This window comes from Actinoplanes hulinensis (assembly GCF_019429605.1).
Taxonomy (GTDB): domain Bacteria; phylum Actinomycetota; class Actinomycetes; order Mycobacteriales; family Micromonosporaceae; genus Actinoplanes; species Actinoplanes campanulatus.
Window position 1 is genome coordinate 97,171 of the sequence record NZ_JAHXZI010000023.1, and the last position, 22,561, is coordinate 119,731.

15 protein-coding genes are annotated in these 22,561 nt (G+C 72.4%); 9 read left to right on the top strand and 6 right to left on the bottom strand.

The window, feature by feature from the left end; all coding sequences use genetic code 11:
* Positions 1-19 precede the first annotated feature (19 nt).
* The 3 genes from icmA to KZ829_RS43545 all read left to right on the top strand — a co-directional run bounded on the left by icmA (position 20) and on the right by KZ829_RS43545 (position 5,355).
* Positions 20-1,693, top strand: a complete 1,674-nt coding sequence (icmA, locus tag KZ829_RS35120; RefSeq protein ID WP_220148148.1) for a coenzyme B12-dependent isobutyryl-CoA mutase large subunit — start codon at positions 20-22, stop codon at positions 1,691-1,693.
* Positions 1,694-1,799: 106 nt separating this feature from the next.
* Positions 1,800-2,729: a tetratricopeptide repeat protein gene (locus KZ829_RS35125; protein WP_220148149.1), complete on the top strand. Its 930-nt coding sequence runs from the start codon at positions 1,800-1,802 to the stop codon at positions 2,727-2,729.
* 61 nt (positions 2,730-2,790) lie between these two features.
* Positions 2,791-5,355: an arginase family protein gene (locus KZ829_RS43545; RefSeq protein ID WP_308285790.1), complete on the top strand. Its 2,565-nt coding sequence runs from the start codon at positions 2,791-2,793 to the stop codon at positions 5,353-5,355.
* A 515-nt stretch (positions 5,356-5,870) separates the two neighbouring features.
* Here the strand turns inward: KZ829_RS43545 and KZ829_RS35135 are convergent.
* Positions 5,871-7,769, bottom strand: a complete 1,899-nt coding sequence (locus tag KZ829_RS35135) for a penicillin-binding transpeptidase domain-containing protein (RefSeq protein ID WP_220148150.1) — start codon at positions 7,767-7,769, stop codon at positions 5,871-5,873.
* A gap of 210 nt (positions 7,770-7,979) precedes the next feature.
* Between KZ829_RS35135 and KZ829_RS35140 the strand changes: the two genes are divergently transcribed.
* On the top strand, positions 7,980-12,848 hold the full coding sequence (locus KZ829_RS35140) for an NAD-glutamate dehydrogenase (RefSeq protein ID WP_220148151.1): 4,869 nt from the start codon (positions 7,980-7,982) through the stop codon (positions 12,846-12,848).
* A 262-nt stretch (positions 12,849-13,110) separates the two neighbouring features.
* Here the strand turns inward: KZ829_RS35140 and KZ829_RS35145 are convergent, their stop codons facing one another.
* Entirely contained in the window at positions 13,111-14,568 is a 1,458-nt protein-coding gene (locus KZ829_RS35145) for a glycoside hydrolase family 3 protein (protein ID WP_220148152.1), read from the bottom strand.
* 173 nt (positions 14,569-14,741) lie between these two features.
* Here KZ829_RS35145 and KZ829_RS35150 point away from each other — a divergent pair, with 173 nt between their 5' ends.
* Genes KZ829_RS35150 through KZ829_RS35160 form a run of 3 tightly spaced genes read left to right on the top strand, consistent with a single transcriptional unit; the run spans position 14,742 to position 17,682 of the window.
* Positions 14,742-15,920: an ROK family transcriptional regulator gene (locus tag KZ829_RS35150; protein ID WP_220148153.1), complete on the top strand. Its 1,179-nt coding sequence runs from the start codon at positions 14,742-14,744 to the stop codon at positions 15,918-15,920.
* Positions 15,921-15,975: 55 nt separating this feature from the next.
* Positions 15,976-16,791, top strand: a complete 816-nt coding sequence (locus KZ829_RS35155; protein WP_308285791.1) for an ABC transporter ATP-binding protein — start codon at positions 15,976-15,978, stop codon at positions 16,789-16,791.
* The gene (locus KZ829_RS35160; RefSeq protein ID WP_220148155.1) at positions 16,792-17,682 is read left to right on the top strand and encodes a ribokinase; all 891 of its coding nucleotides are present in this window, start codon (positions 16,792-16,794) and stop codon (positions 17,680-17,682) included.
* Here the strand turns inward: KZ829_RS35160 and KZ829_RS35165 are convergent.
* Positions 17,679-18,140, bottom strand: coding sequence for a DUF6232 family protein (locus tag KZ829_RS35165; protein WP_220148156.1), 462 nt, complete (start codon positions 18,138-18,140; stop codon positions 17,679-17,681). The two genes, KZ829_RS35160 and KZ829_RS35165, sit on opposite strands and share 4 nt — an antisense overlap.
* An 86-nt stretch (positions 18,141-18,226) precedes the next feature.
* Between KZ829_RS35165 and KZ829_RS35170 the strand changes: the two genes are divergently transcribed.
* Both KZ829_RS35170 and KZ829_RS35175 read left to right on the top strand, forming a co-directional pair.
* Positions 18,227-19,000: an enoyl-CoA hydratase/isomerase family protein gene (locus tag KZ829_RS35170; RefSeq protein ID WP_220148157.1), complete on the top strand. Its 774-nt coding sequence runs from the start codon at positions 18,227-18,229 to the stop codon at positions 18,998-19,000.
* 79 nt (positions 19,001-19,079) lie between these two features.
* Positions 19,080-21,065: an Hsp70 family protein gene (locus KZ829_RS35175; protein ID WP_246636789.1), complete on the top strand. Its 1,986-nt coding sequence runs from the start codon at positions 19,080-19,082 to the stop codon at positions 21,063-21,065.
* A 15-nt stretch (positions 21,066-21,080) separates the two neighbouring features.
* Here KZ829_RS35175 and KZ829_RS44250 read toward each other — a convergent pair whose 3' ends face one another.
* Genes KZ829_RS44250 through KZ829_RS35190 form a run of 3 tightly spaced genes read right to left on the bottom strand, consistent with a single transcriptional unit; the run spans position 21,081 to position 22,172 of the window.
* Positions 21,081-21,413 (bottom strand): PLD nuclease N-terminal domain-containing protein, encoded by a 333-nt coding sequence (locus KZ829_RS44250; RefSeq protein ID WP_220148158.1) that lies wholly within the window; start codon positions 21,411-21,413, stop codon positions 21,081-21,083.
* A 38-nt stretch (positions 21,414-21,451) separates the two neighbouring features.
* Entirely contained in the window at positions 21,452-21,805 is a 354-nt protein-coding gene (locus tag KZ829_RS35185; protein WP_183216712.1) for a DUF202 domain-containing protein, read from the bottom strand.
* A gap of 1 nt (position 21,806) precedes the next feature.
* Positions 21,807-22,172, bottom strand: coding sequence for a YidH family protein (locus KZ829_RS35190; protein WP_372441801.1), 366 nt, complete (start codon positions 22,170-22,172; stop codon positions 21,807-21,809).
* Positions 22,173-22,561: the final 389 nt, after the last annotated feature.

Here is a 22,561-nt window from a genome sequence, read left to right on the forward strand (position 1 = left end):
TCTGCTCTACGATGGCCGCATGGACGCTGCCGAGATCCATGCCGGCCGGGAACGCTGGCAACGACGCTACGATGCGGCCCGCAAGCGGGACGCCGACTTCACCACGCTCTCCGGCGTGACGGTCGACCCCGTCTACGGGCCCCCCGAGGGCGCCGCCTATCCCGGATTCGAGCGGATCGGATGGCCGGGCGAGTTCCCGTACACCCGGGGTCTCTATCCGACCGGATACCGCGGACGGACCTGGACCATCCGCCAGTTCGCCGGCTTCGGGAACGCGCGGCAGACCAACGAGCGCTACAAGATGATCCTGGCCGCCGGGGGCGGCGGTCTCAGCGTCGCCTTCGACATGCCCACCCTGATGGGCCGCGACTCCGACGAGCCCGAGTCGCTCGGCGAGGTCGGGCACTGCGGCGTCGCGATCGACTCGGCCGCCGACATGGAGGTGCTGTTCGAGGGCATCCCGCTCCAGGACGTCACCACCAGCATGACCATCTCCGGTCCGGCGGTGCCGGTCTTCTGCATGTACCTGGTGGCCGCCGAACGGCAGGGCGTCAACCTGCGCGACCTCGACGGCACCCTCCAGACCGACATCTTCAAGGAGTACATCGCGCAGAAGGAGTGGCTCTTCGAACCGGAGCCGCACCTGCGCCTGATCGGCGACCTGATGGAGTACTGCGCCGCCGAGATCCCGAAGTACAAGCCGCTGTCGGTGAGCGGCTACCACATCCGGGAGGCCGGCTCGACCGCCGCGCAGGAACTGGCGTACACGCTGGCCGACGGCTTCGGCTACGTCGAACTGGGACTGTCCCGTGGCCTCGACGTCAACCAGTTCGCGCCCGGTCTGAGCTTCTTCTTCGACGCGCACGTGGACTTCTTCGAGGAGATCGCCAAGTTCCGTGCGGCCCGGCGGATCTGGGCCCGGCACCTGCGCGACGACTACGGCGCCACCAGCGAGAAGGCGCTGTGGCTCAAGTTCCACACGCAGACCGCCGGGGTCTCGCTCACCGCCCAGCAGCCGGTCAACAACGTGGTCCGGACCGCCATCGAGGCGCTCTCCGCGGTCCTCGGCGGCACCAACTCGCTGCACACCAACGCCCTCGACGAGACCCTCGCGCTGCCCACCGACGAGTCCGCCGAGATCGCCCTGCGCACCCAGCAGGTGATCATGGAGGAGACCGGGGTGGTCAATGTGGCCGACCCGCTCGGCGGATCGTGGTACGTGGAGGCCCTCACCGACCGGATCGAGGCCGAGGCGGAGGAGATCTTCACCCGGATCCGCGAGCTCGGCCACGACGGCAGCATCACCGCCGGCATCCTGCGGGGCATCGAGGACGGCTGGTTCACCGCGCACATCGCCGAGGCCGCGTTCGTCTACCAGCAGGCGCTGGAGAAGGGCGACAAGAAGGTGGTCGGCGTCAACGCGCACAACAGCACCCTGGCCAAGGAGCTGGAGATCCTGCGCGTCTCCCACGAGGTCGAGCAGGTGCAGCGGCGCGAGCTCTCCGCTCGCAAGACCGACCGCGACGGGGTACGGGTGAAAGCGGCCCTGGAGCGGATGGTGGCGGTGGCCCGCAGCGGGGAGAACATGATCCCCGCGATGCTCGACGCCGTCCGTGCCGAAGCCACCCTCGGCGAGATCTGCGGTGTGCTGAAATCGGAGTGGGGGATCTACCGGGAGCCGCCGCGCTTCTGACCACCGGACCCGGCCGGCTCCCGGCCGGCCGGGTCGTTGTGACGTCCGATATCGAGGGGCTGGTGGCGGCGCGAACAGGCGTGACAGCGTGCGAGACTAGGTAACCATGAGCGACCCACGGACCACTCCGTCGATCTTCACCCGCGGCGCGGTCGATCTCAGCGCGCTGCGCCCCGCGGCACCGGCCAAACCGGCCGCCCCGAGCCGTCCCGCCGCCCCCGAGGCCACTCCCGCCGCGGGCGTCCCGGGCACGGTGCCCGGTGTCAATCCGGAGACGGTCATCGATGTAACCGAGGCCGATTTCCAGGCCGTTCTGGAGCGGTCGCTGACCACTCCGGTGCTTCTGGACTTCTGGGCCGACTGGTGCGACCCGTGCAAGAAGCTGTCGCCGGTGCTGGAGCGCCTGGCCGCTGAGTACGGCGGTGCGTGGATACTCGGCAAGGTCAATGTGGATCTCAACCCGCGCCTGGCGCAGGTGTTCCGGGTGCAGGGCATCCCCCAGGTGACCGCGGTGATCGGCGGGCAGCCGGTGGAGGGCTTCAGCGGAGTCCTGCCCGAGGCCCAGATCCGGCAGTACATCGACGCCGTCCTCAAGGCGGCCGGGGTCGACGTGGCCACCCCCGAGGACCCGCGCCTCGACGCGGCCGACGACGCCCTGATGACCGGCGACCTGGACGAGGCCGAGGCGGCGTACCGGAAGATCCTGGCCGAGTCGCCCGCCGACGCGGCCGCCGAGTCCGGCCTCGCCCAGGTCGAGCTGCACCGGCGGATCAGCGGCGTCGACCCGTCGTCCGCGCTGGCCAAGGCCGCCGCCGACCGGGACGACGTGGCCGCCCAGCGGCTCGCCGCCGACATCGAGGTGCTCAGCGGCCAGGCGCCGGACGCGTACGCCCGCCTGATCGCCCTGATCAAACGGACCGCCGGCGACGACCGGGAGGCCGTCCGCAAGCATCTGCTGTCGCTGTTCCTCGTGGCCGGCCCGGAGGACCCCGCGGTCGCCGGCGCGCGGCGTGCGCTGGCCAGCGCACTCTTCTAGCCCGCGGTTCTCGTAGGCTGCGGTTCTCGTAACCCGCGGTCATCGAACGAAGGAGGGCGTCGTGCGCCGCATCGCCGTTCTGGACGCGCCGTCCAATCTCGGCCTGCGCCCGCCGACCGCGACGTCGGTGCCGGGCTGCGCCAAAGCGCCCGGCGCCCTCCGCGATCAGGGCCTGCTCACCCGCCTCGCCGCCCGCGACGCGGGCTGCCTCACCCCGCCACGGTACGACCCGGGCGACTGGCGCCCCGGCGACGGGGTGGCCCACGCCGCCGAGATCGCCGCGTACTCGCGGGCGCTGGCCGACCGGATCGGCGCCATCATCGACGGTGGCGAGTTCCCGGTCGTCCTCGGCGGGGACTGCTCCATCCTGATCGGATCGGGCATCGCCATGCACCGGCTCGGCGACGCGGTCGGCGGCCGCATCGGGCTGGTGTTCGTGGACGGTCACTCCGACTTCCGGCACCCCGGCAACGCGTCGTACGTGGGCGCCGCCGCCGGTGAGGACCTCGCCCTGGTCACCGGTCGCGGCCAGGCCAACCTCGCGGCGATCGAGTCCCGCCGGCCGTACTTCCGCGACATCGACGTGGTCGTCCTCGGCATCCGCGCCCAGGACGAGTACCGTCTCGACCTCCAGGCCGCCGGCATAGTCACCCGGCCGGTCCCCGCGCTGCGCGCCGAGGGCGCGGCCCGCAGCGCCCAGTGGGCCCGCGACCAGCTCGTCGACTGCGCCGGCTACTGGGTGCACGTGGACGTCGACGTCCTCGACCCGGCCGTCATGCCCGCCGTCGACGCCCCCGACCCGGGCGGCATCGCCTTCCCCGAGCTGGAACTGCTGCTGGCCGGCCTGGTCGAGTCCCCGCACTGCCTGGGCGTCGAGATCACCGTCTTCGACCCGGACTACGACCCGGACGGCCGGTATGCCGCGGAGATCACGTCCGCCGTGGTGAGCGGGTTGTCCCCGGTCCGGGCCACGACCCCGCGCCCGGATCTGGTCGCGGCCCGCCGCGACCTGGCCACCACCACCACCACACCAGACCTCAGGGCGCCCGGCAGCGATCCGACCGCGCTCGTCGCGCCGGATCTCAAGGCGCCCGGCAGCGACCCGGCCGCGCTCGTCGCGCCGGATCTCAAGGCGCCCGGCAGCGACCCGGCCGCGCTCGTCGCGCCGGATCTCAAGGCGCCCGGCAGCGACCCGACCGCGCCCGTCGCGCCGGACATCGAGGGGGTCGGCAGCGATCAGGCCGCGAGCGCTGCGCCGGACACTGAAGCGGTTGGCGACGCTGGGACGAGTGCGCGCGATGCCGGAGCCGTCCCGCTCACATCAGGCACGCCGTTACAGCGTGAGGCGGGCGCGACCGTTCGCACCGGCACCAAACCGTCCGAAGTGGCGACCACAGGTGCCCCGGCCGACGAACCTTCCCGCACGGCGGCCGGCGAGCGGCCCGGCTCGGCGACGACCGGCGATTCCGCTGGTGGAACGTCGTTCGCCGAGGCCGCTCCTGGAGCCGGTCCGGGCCCGGAAGCTTCCGCGGGTGGTGCGCCGGCCGGCGAGGCGTCAGCCAAGGCCGAAGCGGGCGTGGCGCCGACGGTGGATCCCACAGGCGGTGCATCAGCCGGCGAGCCGGGGTCCGGGGCCGCATCCGGTGAGGCGGGGACGGCCGATTCCGCTGGTGGGACCGCGTTCGGTGAGGCGCCGGTCTCAACCGGGTCCGGGCCGGTCGCGGCCGCTGCCGGGTCTGGGCCGGTTGCGCCCGCCAGCGGATCGGGGACGGCCGATCCGGGCGTCGGCGCGTCGTTCGGTGAGACGGCAGTCGAGGCCGGGGCGGGTGCCGCGGCGCGCGGTGCGATCCCGGTACAGGTGGGTCCGTCCTCCTCCGGTGACGCCGCGACGGAGAGCGACCGGGGCGGGTCCGCGTCGGCTCGCCCGGTGAAGAACACGTTGCCCGTGGACGCGGAGTTCGTCCTGGCGGCGGCCCTCGGCACATCGCGGAGCGGCAACGGCCGCCGCACGGCCGGCATCGGGGACGACGCCCGGACAGCCCATGACCGATTCGGCTCAGCCCCGGCATCGAGCGACGCGACGGGCAGCGATGCCGTGACCGGGGATGAGGTCTCCCGCGGAGGCGACGAGTCCGGTGACGGCCCCGGCATGGACACCGATCCGGACCGATCGGACCCGGAGAACTCGGGCCACACCGATAGGGACCTTGCCGACCGGGACCTTGCCGACCGGGACCTTGCCGACCGGGACCGTGCCGACCGGGACCGTGCCGACCGGGACCATGCCGACCGGGACCGCGCCGACCCGGAGAGCGCCGATCCCGGCGACGCCGAGCCGGACGGCTCAGACCCCGAAGAGACCGAGCCGGAGGCGACGGCCGAACCGGCCGATCAAGAAACCGTGCCGGTGCGCGCCAAACCGGACACCAGGCCCGGGTCGAACGAGGTGCGCCTGCTCTCCCGGCTGCTCGGTTCCGCTCCGCTGCTCGACTCGGAGCCGATCCCCGCGACCCGTCCCGGCATGCTGCGCCCGCGCCCGCCGGCGGATCCGCCCGTGGTCGGCGATTTCGGCCCGCCGACCGCAGGCCCGGGCCCACTCGACGGCCTCCCACCCGGCGCCGCCTGAAACGGCCCACCCATCCGCACACGCTCGGCCTCTCCGGCAGGCGGGCGCACACGCTCGGGCGGCCGAAGCCATGGTGACCGCACACGGAAGACATTGCGTGCGCGGCCGCACGGTCGTATGCCACGTAGGCGACCACGACACTGCCGGCGTGTGCGCCCACTCACCCTGGTCGAACCGTGCCCACCCGGTCTGGGTGACCGGCGTTGCGGCTGGGGGCGGGCAATTCGGGTGCCTGGTGGGCAGGAGCGTGACCAGCCGGCCTGGGTGGCCGAAAGCAGGGGCGCCATGACCGGTGGCACGTGAGGCAGTGACGGTCGGCTCGGCCTGCCGGGCACCGAGGCGGCGCTGGGCCCGGCTGGGTCGTTTCGGCTGGTTGTGGGTGGTGGCGGGACGGCTGGTGGGTGACCGGAGGCATCAGCCCGGCGGGCGCGTCACGGCCTTGACCGGGCAGATGCTCGCGGGGCGCCACGGGACGGTCCACGTTGGCGGGTGCGGTCCACCCCGTACGAAAATGGTCAGTTCAATGCGGTGAGGAAGCGTTTTACGGCCGGGACGGCGGCCTCGGTGCCGGCGCCGCCCTTCTGGACCATGACGGCGAAGGCGATGTCGCCCTGGTAGCCGACGAACCAGGAGTGGGTGTCGGCGGAGCCGGTCTGGAATTCGGCGGTGCCGGTCTTGCCGTGGACCGGCTTGCCGGGGACGGCACGGAGACCGGTGCCCGTGCCGGAGGTGACCACCTCGCGCATCATCGAGCGGAGCGCGGTGACCGCCTCCTGGTCGAGTTGCTGGGTGGGGGTGGCGGCGGGCGCCGGGTCGAGGACCAGGGTGGGCGCCTGGAACTGTCCCTTGGCGACGCCCGCGGTGGCCGCGGCCATGGCGAGCGGGCTAACCACCGTGCTGCCTTGACCGAAAACGGCCGCTGCCAACTCGGTGGCGGTGCCGCCGTCGGAGACCTGGCCGGTGTAGGCGTCGACGCCGATGTCCCATTTTCCGCCGAGGCCGAGGAGGCCGGCCGCCTCCTGGAGGCCGGCGGCGCCGAGTTTCGGGGCGAGGGCGGCGAAGGCGGTGTTGCAGGACTTGGCGAAGTCGACGTGGAAGGGGACCTTGCCGAGCGCGGAGTCGTGTGAGTTCTTGAACTCGCGCCCGTCCACGGTGAGGGTCTTCGGGCAGTCGACCGCGGTATCGGCGGTGATCGCGTCGCGGGCGAGCAGCCCGTACGCGGAGATCATCTTGAAGGTCGAGCCGGGCGGCACCTGCCCGGTGAAGGCGGTGTTGACGCCGCCCGGGTCGGGCCCGTTGGCGGCGGCCAGCACGGCGCCGTCGCTGACCCGGATCGCCACCAGCGAGCTGGGCTGCTTCTCGGCGGCGACGGCCTGGTCGGCGGCGTTCTGCACCCGGGTGTCCAGGGTGATCTTCACGGGTTTGCCGGCGACCGGCTCGGAGGTGAAGAGCTTGGTGTCCTCGGTGGCGCCGTCGGCGGCCTCGCGGGCGATGACCACCGAGAGGCCGGAGACGCCGCGCAGGGTGGTGTCGTACTTCTCCTGGAGTCCACCGTGCCCGGTGTTGTCGCCGACCGCGAGCACCCCGCCGGAGTTGGCGATGTCCTCCTCGGTGGCCTGGTCGACGGTGCCGAGCAGGGAGCGGGCGAATTCCCGGGTGGGCGCCAGGGCCCGGGTCTCCTCGCGGAAGACGGTGCCGGGCAGCGGCCGGACGTCCGTCCGGATCTTGTCGTAGACCGCCCGGCGCAGCGTGACGAGCTCGATGAAGGCGCCGGGGTCGGACTGTTCGACGCGGGTCTTCAGAGTGCCGAGGTCGACGTCGACGTCCACCTTGCGGAACGCCGCGGCCAGGTCCTTCTGGAGCGGGGCGAGGTCCTTGATCTTCTCCGGGCTGACGCCGATGACGACGACCTTCTGCGGTCCGAAGAGCGCCTTGCCGTTCGCGTCGAGGATGGCGGCGCGTTCCGGGGCGACCCGCCGGAGCCGGAGCTTGTCGCCGGTGGCGAGTTCGGGCTGGACCATGGCCGGCTCCCAGACGACCTGCCAGCCGTCGCTCTTGGCCTTGGTGAGCCGGACGGTGCTCGGGTAGCTCCACTCGACGCCGCCGGGCAGCGCCCACTTGACGGTGACCGGGGCGGTGGCGTCGTCGCCGGTGGTCTTGACGTCGCCGGCGCCGGACACGGTGACCTTCTGGTCGAGGAGATCGCCGTAGAGGTCGCGCATCTGGGTCTGCACCTCCGGCGCGGGGACCTCGGCGCCGGCCGCGGTGACGAAGCCGACCTTGTTGAGATCGCCTCCGGACCAGCCGCTCAGGAAGGTGGAGACGGTGTCGTCGGGGCCTTCCGCGGAGCAGCCGGTCAACCCGCCCGCGGTCAGCAGAAGCAGTGCGGCCAGGCCCGCCGGGGTGCGGCGCATGTGGGTTCCTCCATGGGGCGACCGTGACAATCATGATTGGCTAGGTCGCACGGTAATGGGTACAAGCCCGTTGTGGGGGTTCCCGGATGGGGCGATACGGTCCAAACGCCGCTGGCACACCCGGGGTGTGAGGTGGGCCATGGGCATGGTTCTAGGCTGTGCTCGACACGTTCGAGCCCACAGTGCCGTGGGTGAGGGGAGCGCCGGACCATGGCTGTCGCCGACGAGGCAGCGACCGATTCTGATCAGACCGTTCTCGACGATGTGCCAAACGCTGAGCGGTTGGTGGCGCAGGCTGTCGAACAGGCGGGGGACGACCACACGACCGCATCTCTGGTGGGCCGCTTCTGGCGGTTCGCGCCCGACGAGGAACTGGTCGGATACACACCCCAGGAGATGTTCGCGGCCGCGGCGGAGCACCGCGAACTGGCCCGCAACCGCCTGCCCGGTGAGCTGAAACTCGCCATCACCGAGCCGTCCGGGTCGCAGTCGCACAGCGTCCTGCGGATCGTCACCGACGACATGCCGTTCCTGGTCGACTCGGTGATCGCCCTGCTCAACGCCCACAACCTCCAGGTGTACCTGACGGTTCACCCGCTGATCGTGGTGCGCCGCGAGCCGCTCGGGGCGCTGGCCCAGCTCGAGGCCGAGGTGGAGCCGGACGACGCCATCGAGGGCGATCTGGTGGAGAGCTGGATCCGGATCGAGATCGACCCGGTCCGCCGCCCGGAGGCCCGCGAGCAGTTGCTCAACGAGGTGCGGCGGGTGCTCACCGACGTGCGGGACGCGGTGGAGGACTGGCCGCGGATGCGTCAACGGGCCATGGTCATCTCCGACGAGCTGGCCGCGGCCCGGGGCTCGAAGAACCCCTCACCGGTGCCGGACAAGGACCTCACCGACTCGATCGAGCTGCTCAAGTGGTTGGCCAACGATCACTTCACCTTCCTGGGGTACCGGGAGTACCGACTGGACGACGGGGTCCTGTCCGCGGTGCCGGGCACCGGGCTGGGCATCCTGCGCGGGGCGAGCAAGCCGCGCCGGCTGGCCGAGGAGATGGCCCCGGAGATCTACGAGCGGGCCATGGAGAAGCGGCTCCTGGTGATCACCAAGGCCAACTCCCGGGCCAGCGTGCACCGCTCCGCGTACCTCGACTACATCGGCGTGAAGCTGTTCGACGAGGCCGGCGAGGTGGTCGGCGAGCGGCGGTTCCTCGGCCTGTTCTCCAGCTCGGCGTACCGGACGAGCGTGCGCGAGCTGCCGGTGGTCCGGCGCAAGGTGCAGGAGGTGATGGACCGCTCCGGCCTGTCGCCGCGGGGCCACTCCGGCAAGGACCTGCTCCAGATCCTGGAGACCTACCCCCGGGACGAGCTCTTCCAGATCAAGACCGACGACCTGTACGAGGCGGTCATCGGGGTGCTGCGGATGGCCGGCCGCCGGCAGCTGCGGCTCTTCCTGCGCCGGGACGGGTACGGCCGGTTCATCTCCTGCCTCATCTACCTGCCCCGGGACCGGTTCACCACCGGCAACCGGCTGCGCATGCAGGAGATCCTGCTCCGTGAGCTGAACGGTGTCGGGGTGGACTACACCACCCGGGTCACCGAGCGGATGCTGGCGCGGGTGCACTTCATCGTGCGTACCGACCCGGCCGCCCCGCCCGGCCAGTTGGACCCGAACGAGCTGGCCGAGCGGCTCGCCGACGCGACCCGGATGTGGGACGACGACTTCTCCCTGGTGCTGGAGCGCAAACTCGGCGACGAGCAGGCGCGGCGGCTGTTCCAGCGGTACTCGGCGGCCTATCCGGAGAGCTACAAGAACACGCACACCCCGTACGAGGGGATGCAGGATCTGGCCAAGCTCGAGCTCCTCGAGGAGCCCGGCCAGCTGGCCATGCACCTGTTCCGCCGGCGGCGGCTGGGCGCGGACGGCACTCCGCAGCCGGACGAGCGCGACGTCCGGTTCAAGGTCTACCGGTACGGCGAGCCGATGATGCTCTCCGCCGTCCTGCCGGTGCTGCACTCACTGGGCGTCCGGGTCACCGACGAGCGGCCGTACGAGATCCGCCGCCCCGACGGCACCATCTACCTGTACGACTTCGGCCTGCTGCCCCCGGCCGGCCACCGTGAGCTGGCCGAGGTCCGCCCGCATGTGGAGAACGCGTTCGCGGCCGCCTGGCGGGGCGAGACCGAGGTGGACGGCTTCAACGAGCTGGTGCTGCGGGCCGGGCTCACCTGGCGGCAGGTGGTGGTGCTGCGGGCCTATGCCAAGTACCTGCGCCAGGCCGGGAACGTCTTCACCCAGCAGTACGTGGAGTCCACCTTCACGGCGTACCCGGAGATCGCCGGCCTGCTGGTGCGGCTCTTCGAGGTGCGGTTCTCCCCGGCGCTGCCGATCGGCGAGGCGGAGCGGACCCGTCGTGCCGGCGAACTGCGGGGCCGGATCACCGAACTGCTCGACCAGGTGGAGAGCCTGGACCAGGACCGGATCCTGCGTTCCTACCTGACCCTCATCGAGGCGACCCTGCGGACCAGCTTCTACCAGCGCGGGGCGGAGGGCCGGCCCAAGTCGTACGTGGCCTTCAAACTGGACCCGCAGGCCATCCCGGAGCTGCCGCAGCCCCGGCCGAAGTTCGAGATCTTCGTCTACTCGCCCCGGTTCGAGGGCGTGCACCTGCGGTTCGGCGCCGTGGCCCGGGGCGGTCTGCGCTGGTCGGACCGGCGCGAGGACTTCCGGACCGAGGTGCTCGGCCTGGTCAAGGCGCAGATGGTCAAGAACTCGGTGATCGTGCCGGTGGGCGCGAAGGGCGGCTTCGTGCTCAAGCAGAAGCCGGGCGACCGGGACGAGGCGGTGGAGTGCTACAAGCGCTTCATCACGGCGCTGCTCGACGTCACCGACAACATCCTGAGCGGCAAGATCGTGCCGCCGGAGGACGTGGTCCGGCACGACGGCGACGACCCGTACCTGGTGGTGGCCGCGGACAAGGGCACCGCCACGTTCAGCGACATCGCCAACGAGATCTCGGTCCGCAAGGACTTCTGGATGGGCGACGCGTTCGCCAGCGGCGGCTCGGCCGGTTACGACCACAAGAAGATGGGCATCACCGCCCGGGGCGCGTGGGAGTCGGTCAAGAAGCACTTCCGGGACCTGGGCACCGACACCCAGTCCGAGGATTTCACGGTGGTCGGCGTCGGCGACATGTCCGGCGACGTCTTCGGCAACGGCATGCTGCTGTCGCAGCACATCCGGTTGGTGGCGGCCTTCGACCACCGCCACATCTTCCTGGACCCCGACCCCGATTCCTCGATCTCGTACGCGGAACGCAGGCGCCTGTTCGATCTGCCCCGGTCGTCCTGGGCCGACTACGACACGTCGCTGATCAGCGAGGGCGGCGGGGTGTACCCGAGGTCGGCCAAGTCGATCCCGGTGAGCCCGCAGGTCCGGGCCACGCTGGGTCTCGGCGAGGCGCCCACGATCAGCCCCGCCGACCTGATGCGCGCCATTCTCAAGGCCCCGGTCGACCTGCTGTTCAACGGCGGCATCGGCACGTATGTGAAGGGCGCCGCCGAGTCGCACGCCGAGGTGGGCGACAAGGGCAACGACGCGATCCGGATCAACGGCTCGGAGTTGCGGGTCAAGGTGGTCGGCGAGGGCGGCAACCTGGGGCTGACCCAGCGCGGGCGGATCGAGTTCGCCCTCTCGGGTGGCCGGGTGTTCACCGACTTCATCGACAACTCGGCCGGCGTGGACTGCTCGGACCACGAGGTCAACATCAAGATCCTGCTGGGTGGGGCGGTCGTCGACGGCGAGCTGTCCCTGCCGGAGCGGGACGACCTGCTCGCCGCGATGACCGGCGAGGTCGGCGAGCTGGTGCTGCGGGACAACTACGAGCAGGCCATGGCGCTGGGCAACGCCCGGTCGCAGGCGCACTCGCTGCTCCCGGTGCACCGGCGGCTGCTCAGGTCGCTGGAGGAGCGCGGCGAGCTGAACCGGGAGCTGGAGGCCCTGCCGTCGGACCTGGAGCTGGCCGCCCGGTACGAGAACGGCCAGGGTCTCACTCCTCCGGAATTCGCGGTGCTCCTCGCGTACGTCAAGATCAGTTTGGAGCGTGAGGTCCTCGCGGACGAGCTGGTCGACGAGGCCTGGACCACCGATGTGCTGTCCGGGTATTTCCCGACCCCGCTGCGCGAGCGGTTCGCCGGGCGGATGGCCGGGCACCGGCTGCGCCGGGAGATCATCTCGACGGCGCTGGTGAACGAGGTGGTCAACCGGGGCGGCACGTCGTTCGTCTACCGGGCCATGGAGGAGAGCGGGGCGTCGGCGGCCGACGTGATCCGGGCCTACGTGGTGGTTCGCGACGTCTTCGGCCTGGAGGAGATCTGGGCGGCCGGTGAGGCGCTGGACAACCGGGTGTCGACCTCCGCGCAGACGCTGGTCTTCCTGGAGACCCGGCGGCTGCTCGACCGGGCGGTCCGCTGGCTGGTCAGTACCCGGCGCTCGCCGCTCGACGTGCCCGGTGAGATCGCCAAGCTGCGGCCCGGCATCTCGGCGCTGCTGCCGCTGCTGCCCGAGGTGATCGTCGGCGCCGAGCGGCGGGCCCTGTTCGACCGGATCGCCGAGCTGGTCGCGAAGGATGTGCCGGAGGATCTGGCGGCCGCGGTGAGCCGGGTGTTCTACGGTTTCGGCCTGCTGGACGTCCTGGAGACGGCCGCCGCCATCGACCGGGACGCGGCGGAGGTGGCGCAGGTCTACTTCGTGCTCTCCGAGCGGTTCGGGGTGGACGCGCTGTTGTCGCACATCTCCCGGCTGCCACGTGGCGACCGCTGGCAGACCCTGGCCCGGATGGCGCTGCGTTACGACCTGTACGCCGCGCTGGCCGCCCTCACCGCCGAGGTGCTCCATTCGACGCCGTCGTCGGCGTCACCGGAGGACCGGGTCTCCGAGTGGGAACAGGTGAACGCGGCGTCGATCGCCCGGGCGTCCAACGCGATGAGCAATGTCGACGACTCGCCGGCCGACCTGGCGGCGCTGTCGGTGCTGCTGCGCCAGATCCGCACCCTGGTGAAGACCTCGTCGGCGGGCTGACCACGGCGAAACGGTGATGAGCCGGGCACGGCGTGCTGCTCCCGAAGTCACGCCCTGCCCGGCTCGTCGTCCGCGTCGCGGCATCCCGACTGGTCCCGAGCCGATTCCGCGACGTCCCCAGACCCACCTTGTGGCCATCACGCTAGGTGACGTCCCGGCGTGTGGGGAAGCGGTCGGTGTGCGGATTACCCGTTCGGTTGGACCGATTCGCGCTGTAAGTTCTCTCATTTACGACATAAACGTAGATAATAGCCCGAGCTGATTACGCAGCGTGATGCAGGTGTAGTGCCTCGGCCGCGGCGCGGCCGTTGGCGAGGCTCGCCCCGTGGGTCACCACGTAGACCCGGACCCGCTCCGGCCGCCACGGCGACGGCCAGCCCATCTCGACGACGCCGACCGGCCGCTCGGCGGCCAGTTTCCCGATCAGGGTGCGGGCCGCGGGGGAGCTGTGCAGGCGACGGCCGACCAGCACGATCGGCCGGTCGCCGGCGGCCGCCGCCAGCGCCTCCGGGGTGGTCCCGTCGGCCGGCACCTCGATCTGCTCGATCCCGTCCAGGTGCGGTCCGAGACCCCACGGCACCCGGCCCTCGGCGATCGAGTGGCCCGCCACGAACTGCACCACCAGCGGGGATCGCAGCTCGGCCGGGTCGCCCTCGACGATCATCCCGCGGCGGGCGGCCTCGACGCCCAGGTCGCCGTCGGCCGGCCCGGCCGGGCGCGGGGTCGCGCTCCAGGCGGCCAGTTCAGCGGTACGGGCGACCGCGTCCTCCAGCCGGGCGAGCCCCAGCCGCCCGTCCCCGGTGGCCGCGGCGATCTCGGCGGCGATCGCCTCGACCAGCGCCCGGTCCACCACGGCCCCGATGCAGAGCAGGTCGGCCCCGGCCGCCAGCGCCGTCACGGCGGCCCGCGGGATGCTCCCCGCCGTGGCGGCCGCGCCGCGCATCTCCAGCGCGTCGGTGACGATCGCGCCGCGGAAGCCCAGCTCGCCGCGGAGCAGCCCGGCCAGCGCGGCCCGGCTGAACGTGGCCGGCCCGTCCCCGGTCAGCTCGGGCACCCGGATGTGCGCGCTCATCACGGCGCGCGTACCGGCCTCGACGGCGGCCGCGAACGGCGGCAGGTCGCGCTCCCGAAGCACGGCCAGCGGCACGTCGACGGTGGGCAGTTCCAGGTGCGAGTCGGTGACCGTGGCGCCGTGCCCGGGGAAGTGCTTGGCGCACGCCGCCACCCCGTTGGCCTGCAGTCCGGCCACGGCCGCCCCGGTGTGCCGGGCGACCAGCGCCGGGCCGGCCCCGAACGAGCGGGTGCCGATGATCGGGTTCTCGGCGACGCTGTTCACGTCCACGGTGGGCGCCAGGTTCAGGTTGATCCCCACCGCCGCCAGGTCGGCGCCGATCGCGGCGTAGATCCGCCGGGTGAGCTCCGGGTCGTCGGCCGCGCCGAGCGCCGCGTTCCCGGGGTACGGGCTCCCGGTCCGGTGCCCCAGCCGGGTGACGTCGCCGCCCTCCTCGTCGATCGCGATCAGCGCGTCCGGACGGGCCGACCGCAGCTGAGCGGTGAGCCGTGCGACCTGCTCCGGCTCGCCGACGTTGGCGCCGAACAGGGTGTGCCCGGCCAGTCCTTCGGCGAGCAGCTCACCCGCCCAGTCCGGGGCGGCGTGCCCGGGAAAGGCGGCGAGCAGCGTGTTCAGTGCGAGTCGGCGGAGGCCGGGGTCGATGGCCATGGTGTCCTTCCGAAGAGGCAACTCTGGCCGTGTTCCGCCGGGAGCTGCCATGATCGCTCGCAGTCGATGAGCGTCCTTGCGGTGCGGCGACGTTGCCTACCGTTACGCTGCGGCTGCGTGTCGTGCGTCGACACTGTAACAGGAAAGAATCTTTCTTATTAGGGGACGAACGTATGGCCGCCACCCGCCTCCCGGGCACGCCCCGGTTGCTGCGCGCTCTCAACGACCGCGCGGCGCTGGATCTGCTGCTCACGCGAGGTCCGCTGACCCGGGCGCAACTCGGTGAGATGACCGGGCTGAGCAAGGTCACCGCCTCGCAGCTCGTCGAGCGGCTCGAGGAGCGCGGCCTGGTCCGGCGGGTGGGCGAGCAGGCCGGTGGCCGTGGTCCCAACGCCCAGCTCTACGCGGTGACCCCGTCCAGCGCCCACGTCATCGGGGTGGAGGTCGGCCCGGACGGTGTGGTGGCCGCCTGCGCCGACATCACCGGCACCGTGATCAGCCGGGTCGAACAGAGCACCAAGGACACCGACGACCCGGTCGGCGTGGTGCACAGCGCGGTGGTCCAGGCCGCCGGGGAGGCCGGCGCCGACATGTCCTCGGTCCGCCGGGTGGTGCTCGGCACCCCGGGCCTCGTCGACCCGCAGTCCGGTGAGATCTCCTTCGCCCACGACCTGCCCCGCTGGCACCGCGGACTGCTCGCCGACCTGCGCCGCGACCTGAACATCCCGGTCTTCTTCGCCAACGACGTCAACCTGGCCGCGGTCGCCGAGTCCGGCACCGGCGCGGCCACCGGGGTCGCCGACTTCGCCCTCGTCTGGATCGGCCGGGGCGTCGGTCTCGCCACCGTCCTCGGCGGCCGCCTGCACCAGGGCGCCACCGGCGCGGCCGGCGAGATCGGCTACCTGCCGGTGGCCGGCGCCGATGTGCCGCACAACGCCTCCCGCCGCGGCGTGAAGGGCGCCTTCCAGGCGATCGCCGGCGCCGACGCGGTCAAGACGATCGGCAAGCAGTTCGGCTTCCGCGGCACCGAGGCGGCCGACGTGGTGCGGGCCGCCGTCGCGGCCGGCCCGGCCGGCGAGCCGGTGCTCGACGAACTGGCCCGCCGCCTGGCGCTGGGTGTGGCCGCCACGTGCGTGGTGCTCGACCCGCCGCTGGTGGTGCTGGCCGGTGACGTGAGCCGGGCCGGTGGTGCGGCGCTGGCCGACCGGGTGGAGCGCGAGGTGGCGGCGATCACGCTGGTGTCGCCCAAGGTGGTGGTCACCCGGGTGGCGTCCGAGCCGGTTCTGCACGGTGCGCTGCGGATGGCCCTGGACGCGGTCCGTGACGAGGTGTTCGGCTCGACCACCGACTGAGGTCCGGCACCGGCACGCCGTCCGGCCCGCGGGGCGAACATGGTTGGATGGACGCGTGCTGGAGGCTGCCGTATCCATTCCGCCCGGCGAGGACACCGTCATCGCCTTCGACCGCGTCAACGTGGTGCGCGGTGGAAACTTCCTGATCCGCGACCTGTCCTGGCAGGTCGAGCTGGACGAGCGGTGGGTGGTGCTGGGCCCGAACGGTGCGGGCAAGACCACCCTGCTCAACCTGGCGTCCGCCCGGATGCACCCGACCCGTGGTAACGCGTACGTGCTGGGCGAGAAGCTCGGGCGTACCGACGTGACCGAGCTGCGGACCCGGGTGGGCATCACCACCGGCCGGTTCGCCGACCAGGTGCCGCCCTCCGAGCGGGTGCTCGACGTGGTGGTCACCGCCGCGTGGTCGGTGGTCGGCCGCTGGCGGGAGAGCTACGACCCGCAGGACGAGGCCCGTGCCCGGGAGCTGCTCGAACAGCTGGGCATCGCGGCGTTCGCCGACCGTGAGTTCGGCACCCTGTCCGAGGGCGAGCGCAAGCGCACCCAGATCGCCCGGGCACTGATGACCGACCCCGAGCTGATGCTGCTCGACGAGCCGACCGCCGGGCTCGACCTGGGCGGCCGGGAGACGCTGATCGGCCACCTCACCGAGCTGGCCCTGGACCCGGACGCCCCGGCCATGGTGCTGGTCACCCACCACGTCGAGGAGATCCCGCCGGGCTTCACCCACGGCCTGCTGCTGCGCGAGGGCACCGTGGTCGCGTCCGGCCTGCTCGGCGAGGTGATGACCGCGGAGAACCTGACGAAGACCTTCGGCCTGCCGCTGATCGTCGACCGGTTCGGCGACCGCTACACCGCCCGGGCCGGCTAGATGGCCACCCGGGTCGTCGTCGCCGGCAGCGCGAACATGGACCTGGTCGGGCTGGCGCCGAGCCTGCCCCGGCCGGGCGAGACCGTGCTCGGCGACGACTTCGTCATGACGCCCGGCGGCAAGGGCTCCAACCAGGCCATCGCCGCCGCGCTGGCCGGTGGCGAGACGACCTTCCTCGGCGCCATCGGATCGGACGCGTTCGGGGTCACCCTCAACGCCCGGCTCGCGGCCGCGGGCGTCGCCGTCGATCTGGTCCGGACCAGCTACGGCTCCTCCGGCGTCGCCGTGATCATGGTGGACCGCGCCGGGGAGAACTCGATCCTGGTCAGCCCCGGGGCGAACCGCACCTTCGTCGATCTCACCGCCGACGAGACGGCCGCCATCGCCGCCGCCGACGTGCTGCTCTGCCAGCAGGAGATCCCGATGGCCACGGTGCTTGCCGCGCTGCGGGCCGGCCGCGCGGGCGGCACCCGGACCATCCTGAACGCGGCGCCCGCCCGGGTGCTGCCGCCCGGCCTGCTCGACGAGGTCGACCTGCTGGTGGTCAACGAGACCGAGGCGCGGGCCATCACCGGCCGGGCCGAGCCGGACATGGCGTCGCTGCTCGCCCTGGTGCCCCGGGTGGTGCTCACCCTGAGCGGCAACGGCTCCCGATACGCCGACCGCGACGGCGCCGACGTGCACGTGCCCGCCTTCAAGGTGGAGGTGGCCGACACCACCGCGGCCGGGGACGCCTTCACCGGGGCGCTGGCCGTCGCGTGGGGGGAGGGCCGGGACCTGATCGACGCGATCCGCTGGGCGAACGCCGCCGGGGCGGCCTGCGTGCGCCGGGTGGGGGCGAGCAACGCCTTGCCGGTGCGGGCCGACATCGAGGCGCTCTACGCGGGCTAGCGGCGGACCGCGGGCTCCAGCGCGCGCTGCAGGGCCCGGTAGACGCGGCCGAACCGCTGGGCGTCGTTCGTCCGCAGGAGCAGCACGTCGCCCTCCCGCACCCGGCCCCAGATCTCCAGGGTGCGGGTGCCCCGGTCGTACGACAGGTCGACCCGCTCCAGCAGCAGGTCGGCGACCGGCACCACGGCCAGGCCCAGCAGGGCGCCGGCGAGCATCCAGGTCAGCGTGGTGGTGAACGAGGCGTCCATGGCCAGCGCCACCAGCACGGCGAACCCACCGGCCAGCAGCGGGAGCAGGATGGCCAGGCCGAGCGCGCCCCGCCAGGCGATGACACTCCAGGAACGGGCGCCCTTCGTATACCACACCCGGATCAGCTCGGGCAGGCGGAACTCGTGACCGTTCATCCGCACGCCGGATGACGTGATGAGCACATCCGGATCCCGGTAGTACGTGGTCATCTTCGTCCTCCCCAGGGGACCCAATGTAGTCGTTACCCGTCGTACGCTGACGGCAAAACAGCAGGAGTGAACAGGAGGGCACACCGGTGGGTGAGTTCGTACGGCTCGAGGTCGCGGACGGCATCGGCACCATCCGGCTGGAGCGGCCGCCGGTCAACGCGCTCAACACCCGGGTGCAGGAGGAGTTGCGGGTGGCGGCGCAGGCCGCGGCCGGTGACGACCAGGTCCGCGCGGTGGTCGTGCACGGCGCCGGCAAGCACTTCGCGGCGGGCGCCGACATCACCGAGTTCACCACGGTGACGTACCAGGAGATGGTGGTCCGGGCCGGCGCGCTGTCCAGCGCCTTCGACGCGGTCGCGCAGATCCCCAAGCCGGTCGTCGCCGCCATCACGGGGTACGCACTGGGCGGCGGCTGCGAACTCGCCCTGGCCTGTGACTGGCGGGTGATCGCCGAGGACGCCAAGCTCGGCCAGCCGGAGATCAAGCTCGGCATCATCCCGGGCGCCGGCGGGACCCAGCGGCTGGCCCGGCTGGTCGGCCCGGCCCGCGCCAAGGACCTGATCTTCTCCGGCCGGATGGTCGACAGCGACGAGGCGCTGCGGATCGGCCTGGCCGACCGGGTGGTCCCGGCCGATCAGGTGTACGCCACGGCCGTCGACCTCGTCCGGCAGTACACGACCGGTCCGGCCCTGGCCCTGCGCGCCGCCAAGCAGGCGGTCGACGGCGGGCTCAGCGTCGACCTGGCGGCCGGGCTGGCCCTCGAGTCGCACCTGTTCGCCGGCCTCTTCGCGACCGGCGACCGGGTCGAGGGGACCACCGCGTTCGTCGAGAAACGGGCCCCCAAGTTCACCGGAAAGTAGGGCCCGGGTGATCTTTCCCGTCGGGAATCCGCCTGACGGGAGGGATCGTAAGCGGGCTGTCATTGCCTAGACTGCGGGCATGCCCATCGACCAGGGTGGTCCGAAGCGGTACGCCCTCGGCGTCGACTTCGGCACCTCCAACACCGTCGCCGTGGCGCGATGGCCGGACGGCCGTGCCCGCCCGATCCTGGTCGACGGCTCCCCACTGCTGCCGTCGGCCGTCTTCGCGGACTCGGACGGCAGCCTGCTCGTCGGCCGGGACGCGGTGCACAGCGCCCGGCTCGACCCGGCCCGCTTCGAGCCCAACCCGAAGCGCCGTGTCGACGACGGGCTGGTGCTGCTCGGCGAGCGGGAGTTCGAGACCGTCGAGCTGATCGCCGCGGTCCTGGCCCGGGTCGCCGAGGAGTGGCACCGCGCGGTCGGGCCGCACCGGCCGGAGGTCACCCTCACCTGCCCGGCCACCTGGGGAGCGGCCCGCCGCACCCTGCTCGCCGAGGCCGCCGCCCGCGCCGGGCTGGAGGGCGCCCGCCTGGTCGCCGAACCGGTCGCCGCGGCCACCTACTTCGCCGAGGTGCTCGGGCGGGACGTGCCGATCGGCTCGGTCGTGGTGGTGCACGACTTCGGCGCGGGCACCTTCGACACCAGCGTGGTCGCGCGTACCTCGTCCGGTTTCGAGGTGCTCGCCGTCGACGGGCGTGACGATCTGGGCGGCCTCGACGTCGACGCGGCCGTCGTCGAGCACCTGCGCACCGGCGACTGGGCCCGGCTCATGGAACCCTCCACCGTCGAGGAGCGCCGGGCCCGCCGCCAGCTCTGGGACGACGTCCGGATCGCCAAGGAGCGGCTCTCCCGGGCGCAGGCCGCCGACTTCGTGGTGCCGCTGCTCGACATCGAGGCCCACCTCACCCGCGAGGAGCTGGAGACGGTGGCCCGGCCGGTGCTGGAGCAGACCGTCGAGATCACCCGGAACCTGTTGCGCTGGGCCGACCTGCCGGACGGGCGGCTGGCCGGGGTGTTCCTGGTCGGCGGCGCCAGCCGGATCCCGCTGGTGGCGACCCTGCTGCACCGGGCGCTCGGCGACCCGCCCGTGGTGATCGAGCAGCCCGAGCTGGTCGTGGCCGAGGGCAGCATCCTGGCCGGGGCCGCCTTGCTGACCACCGAGCCGGCCGCGCCCGGGCCCACCGAGGAGTTGCGGCTGCCTTCCAAGTACCTTCCGGCCCGCGCCGAGGAGGACGGGCCGACCGTGCTGGCGGCGCCGCCCGTGGAGCGCGAGCCCGAGGCGGCCCGGACCGAGGTGGTCGAGCGCGACCAGCCGACGGTCCTGGCAAGCCCCGCGGATGTCGCGGACGAATCGGTCGCGAAGGAACCGGTGCCGGCGTCGCCCCCGGGACCGGTGGAGGCCGACCGCCCGACCGTGCTGGCGGGCAAGCCGCTGACCACGCCTGTTCCGGCCGTTCCGTCCGCGACCGCCGTCGACGTGCCGGCGCTGCCCGGCGCCGGCCGGGCCGAGTCGCCACCGCACCACCGGCCGCGTGCCGACGGCCCGCCCCCGCGGCAGGACCGTCCGTCCCGGCCGCGGCCGCCCGCCGACACCCCACCGCACCTGCTTCCCCCGGTGGACCCGTGGCCGCACGCGGCCGACAGTTGGCGTTCCGATCCGGACGCGACGGTCGCCACCAGTCCTCCCGAACACGAGAGCCGGACTCCCGTACCCCCGAGGCAGCCCCGGCAGCCGGGGCGCGTGCCCCGGCCGCAGCAGCCGGTGGTGGCACACGCCCGGCCGGTCTCGCCCGCCGTGGGCTCGGCCCGCCCGGTCTCACCGCCCGCCCGCGCGGTCGTGTCCGCTCCGCAGCCCCAACCCAATCCCCAGCCGCAGCCGCGGCCGGCCCGGGTGCGCCGCCGTGGGCGTCTCAGCCGCGCGATCCAGATGCTGCTCAGCATGATCGTGATGGTGACCGTGCCGATCGTGGCGCTGATCCTGGCCTACGGCTACGGCAACGGCGAACCGTTCGACCAGGACGCCGTCGAGGTCTTCACCGACATCGGGAGACTGCTCGGACTCTGACCGGGGGCACCGGCCTCACGGACGGTCCGGCTCGTCGTCCTGCCGGAGGTTCTGCTCCCACTCGTCGAGCAGTTGACGGTCGCGACGGGACTGCTCGCTGTCCATCGAACGCAGGAAGTCCGGGTCGTCGTCCGGCGACGAGGGGCGGCGGATCGGGCGGCGGGACCGGCTCATCGGGCGGCCCCACAGGAGGTAGGCGGTCGGTCCGGCGATCGGTATCAGCAGGATCGCGAGGATCCAGACGGCGCGGGGCACGTTGCGGACCCGCTCCGCCGACAGGGCGCTGATGAGGGCCAGGATCAGCAGGACGAGGGCTGCCGCGGCCAAGAAGATGAACAACCGGACCATGCCGCAATGATGCTCCTCGAAAGCCGGGTCGGCGACGATCAGAGCATGACAACCCATCCGCCGAGGACGGCCAGGGCGACGATGAGGAAGGCGTAGGCCCGGATCGGGCGGGGCGCCGGCCCGGGGAACCGGGTGCGCAGGTCCCGGCCCCGGTGCAGGGCGATCGCCACGATCGCCGCCCAGGTCGTCATCGAGGCCGCCGCCGCCAGCCATTCGGCCGGGCCGGCGCCGGGCGCGAAGGCCGGCCGGAGAGCCAGCAGCGCCACCGCGGACGCCGACAGGCCGGTACGCCGCCAGGCGAGCCGGGTCCGCAGCGCGGAGGCGCCCGGATCGCGGGGCACACGGGCGCAGGCCCCCGGGTCCCGGGTGTGCTGACCGCACGGCTCGCTCATCTCAGAAGACCTGGACCAGCACCGCCGCGATGATCACCACCGCGCCGGCCGCCACCGCGACGGCGAGCACGGCCGGGAACCGGGACCGCGGCAGGTCGGTGCCGAGCCGCATGGCCCGCTCGGTCCGCACCCAGTGGTCGACCGCGCGCAGCGCCACCAGGGCGCCGAGCACCAGCAGCAGGATCGCGATGATCTCGCGCAGGTGGCGCACCGGCAGTGGTGGCAGGAACTGCGCGCACGCCAGGCCGCCCGCGATCAGCGCCAGGCCGGTCCGGATCCAGGCGAGGAAGGTGCGCTCGTTGGCGAGGGAGAAACGGTAGTCCGGAGTGGTGCCTGTCTGTGACGGGTTGAACCACTCTCGCAACACACCGTTGATTATCGACCCATCGGGTCAAGAAGGTGGTGCCACAGATTGCGGACTTCGTCACTCACGCAGGCCTCCCGTGGGCGCCCGCAGAGGCACCACGGAGAGTCCGGGCCGCCTCGTCCATGGGACTGCGGCTTCGGCTCTTCGGGACGTGAGGGAGTATGGGTCGTGGATGGGCGCACGCCCTCCACGAGTGAGACGTTTTGACCGGACATGTCTGACACCTCCTCATTGCCCACTGTAGCGATCACGGTCGGGGCATGGGTGAGGTGTGTCACTCTGGGTGGCCGGCAACAGCGATGCTACTGACGGGTAACCTGGCTGACATGTCCGCCGTCCGGCAACTTCGGCGGCCGTGGACAGGGTCGACCGCAACGGTGCGTCCAATA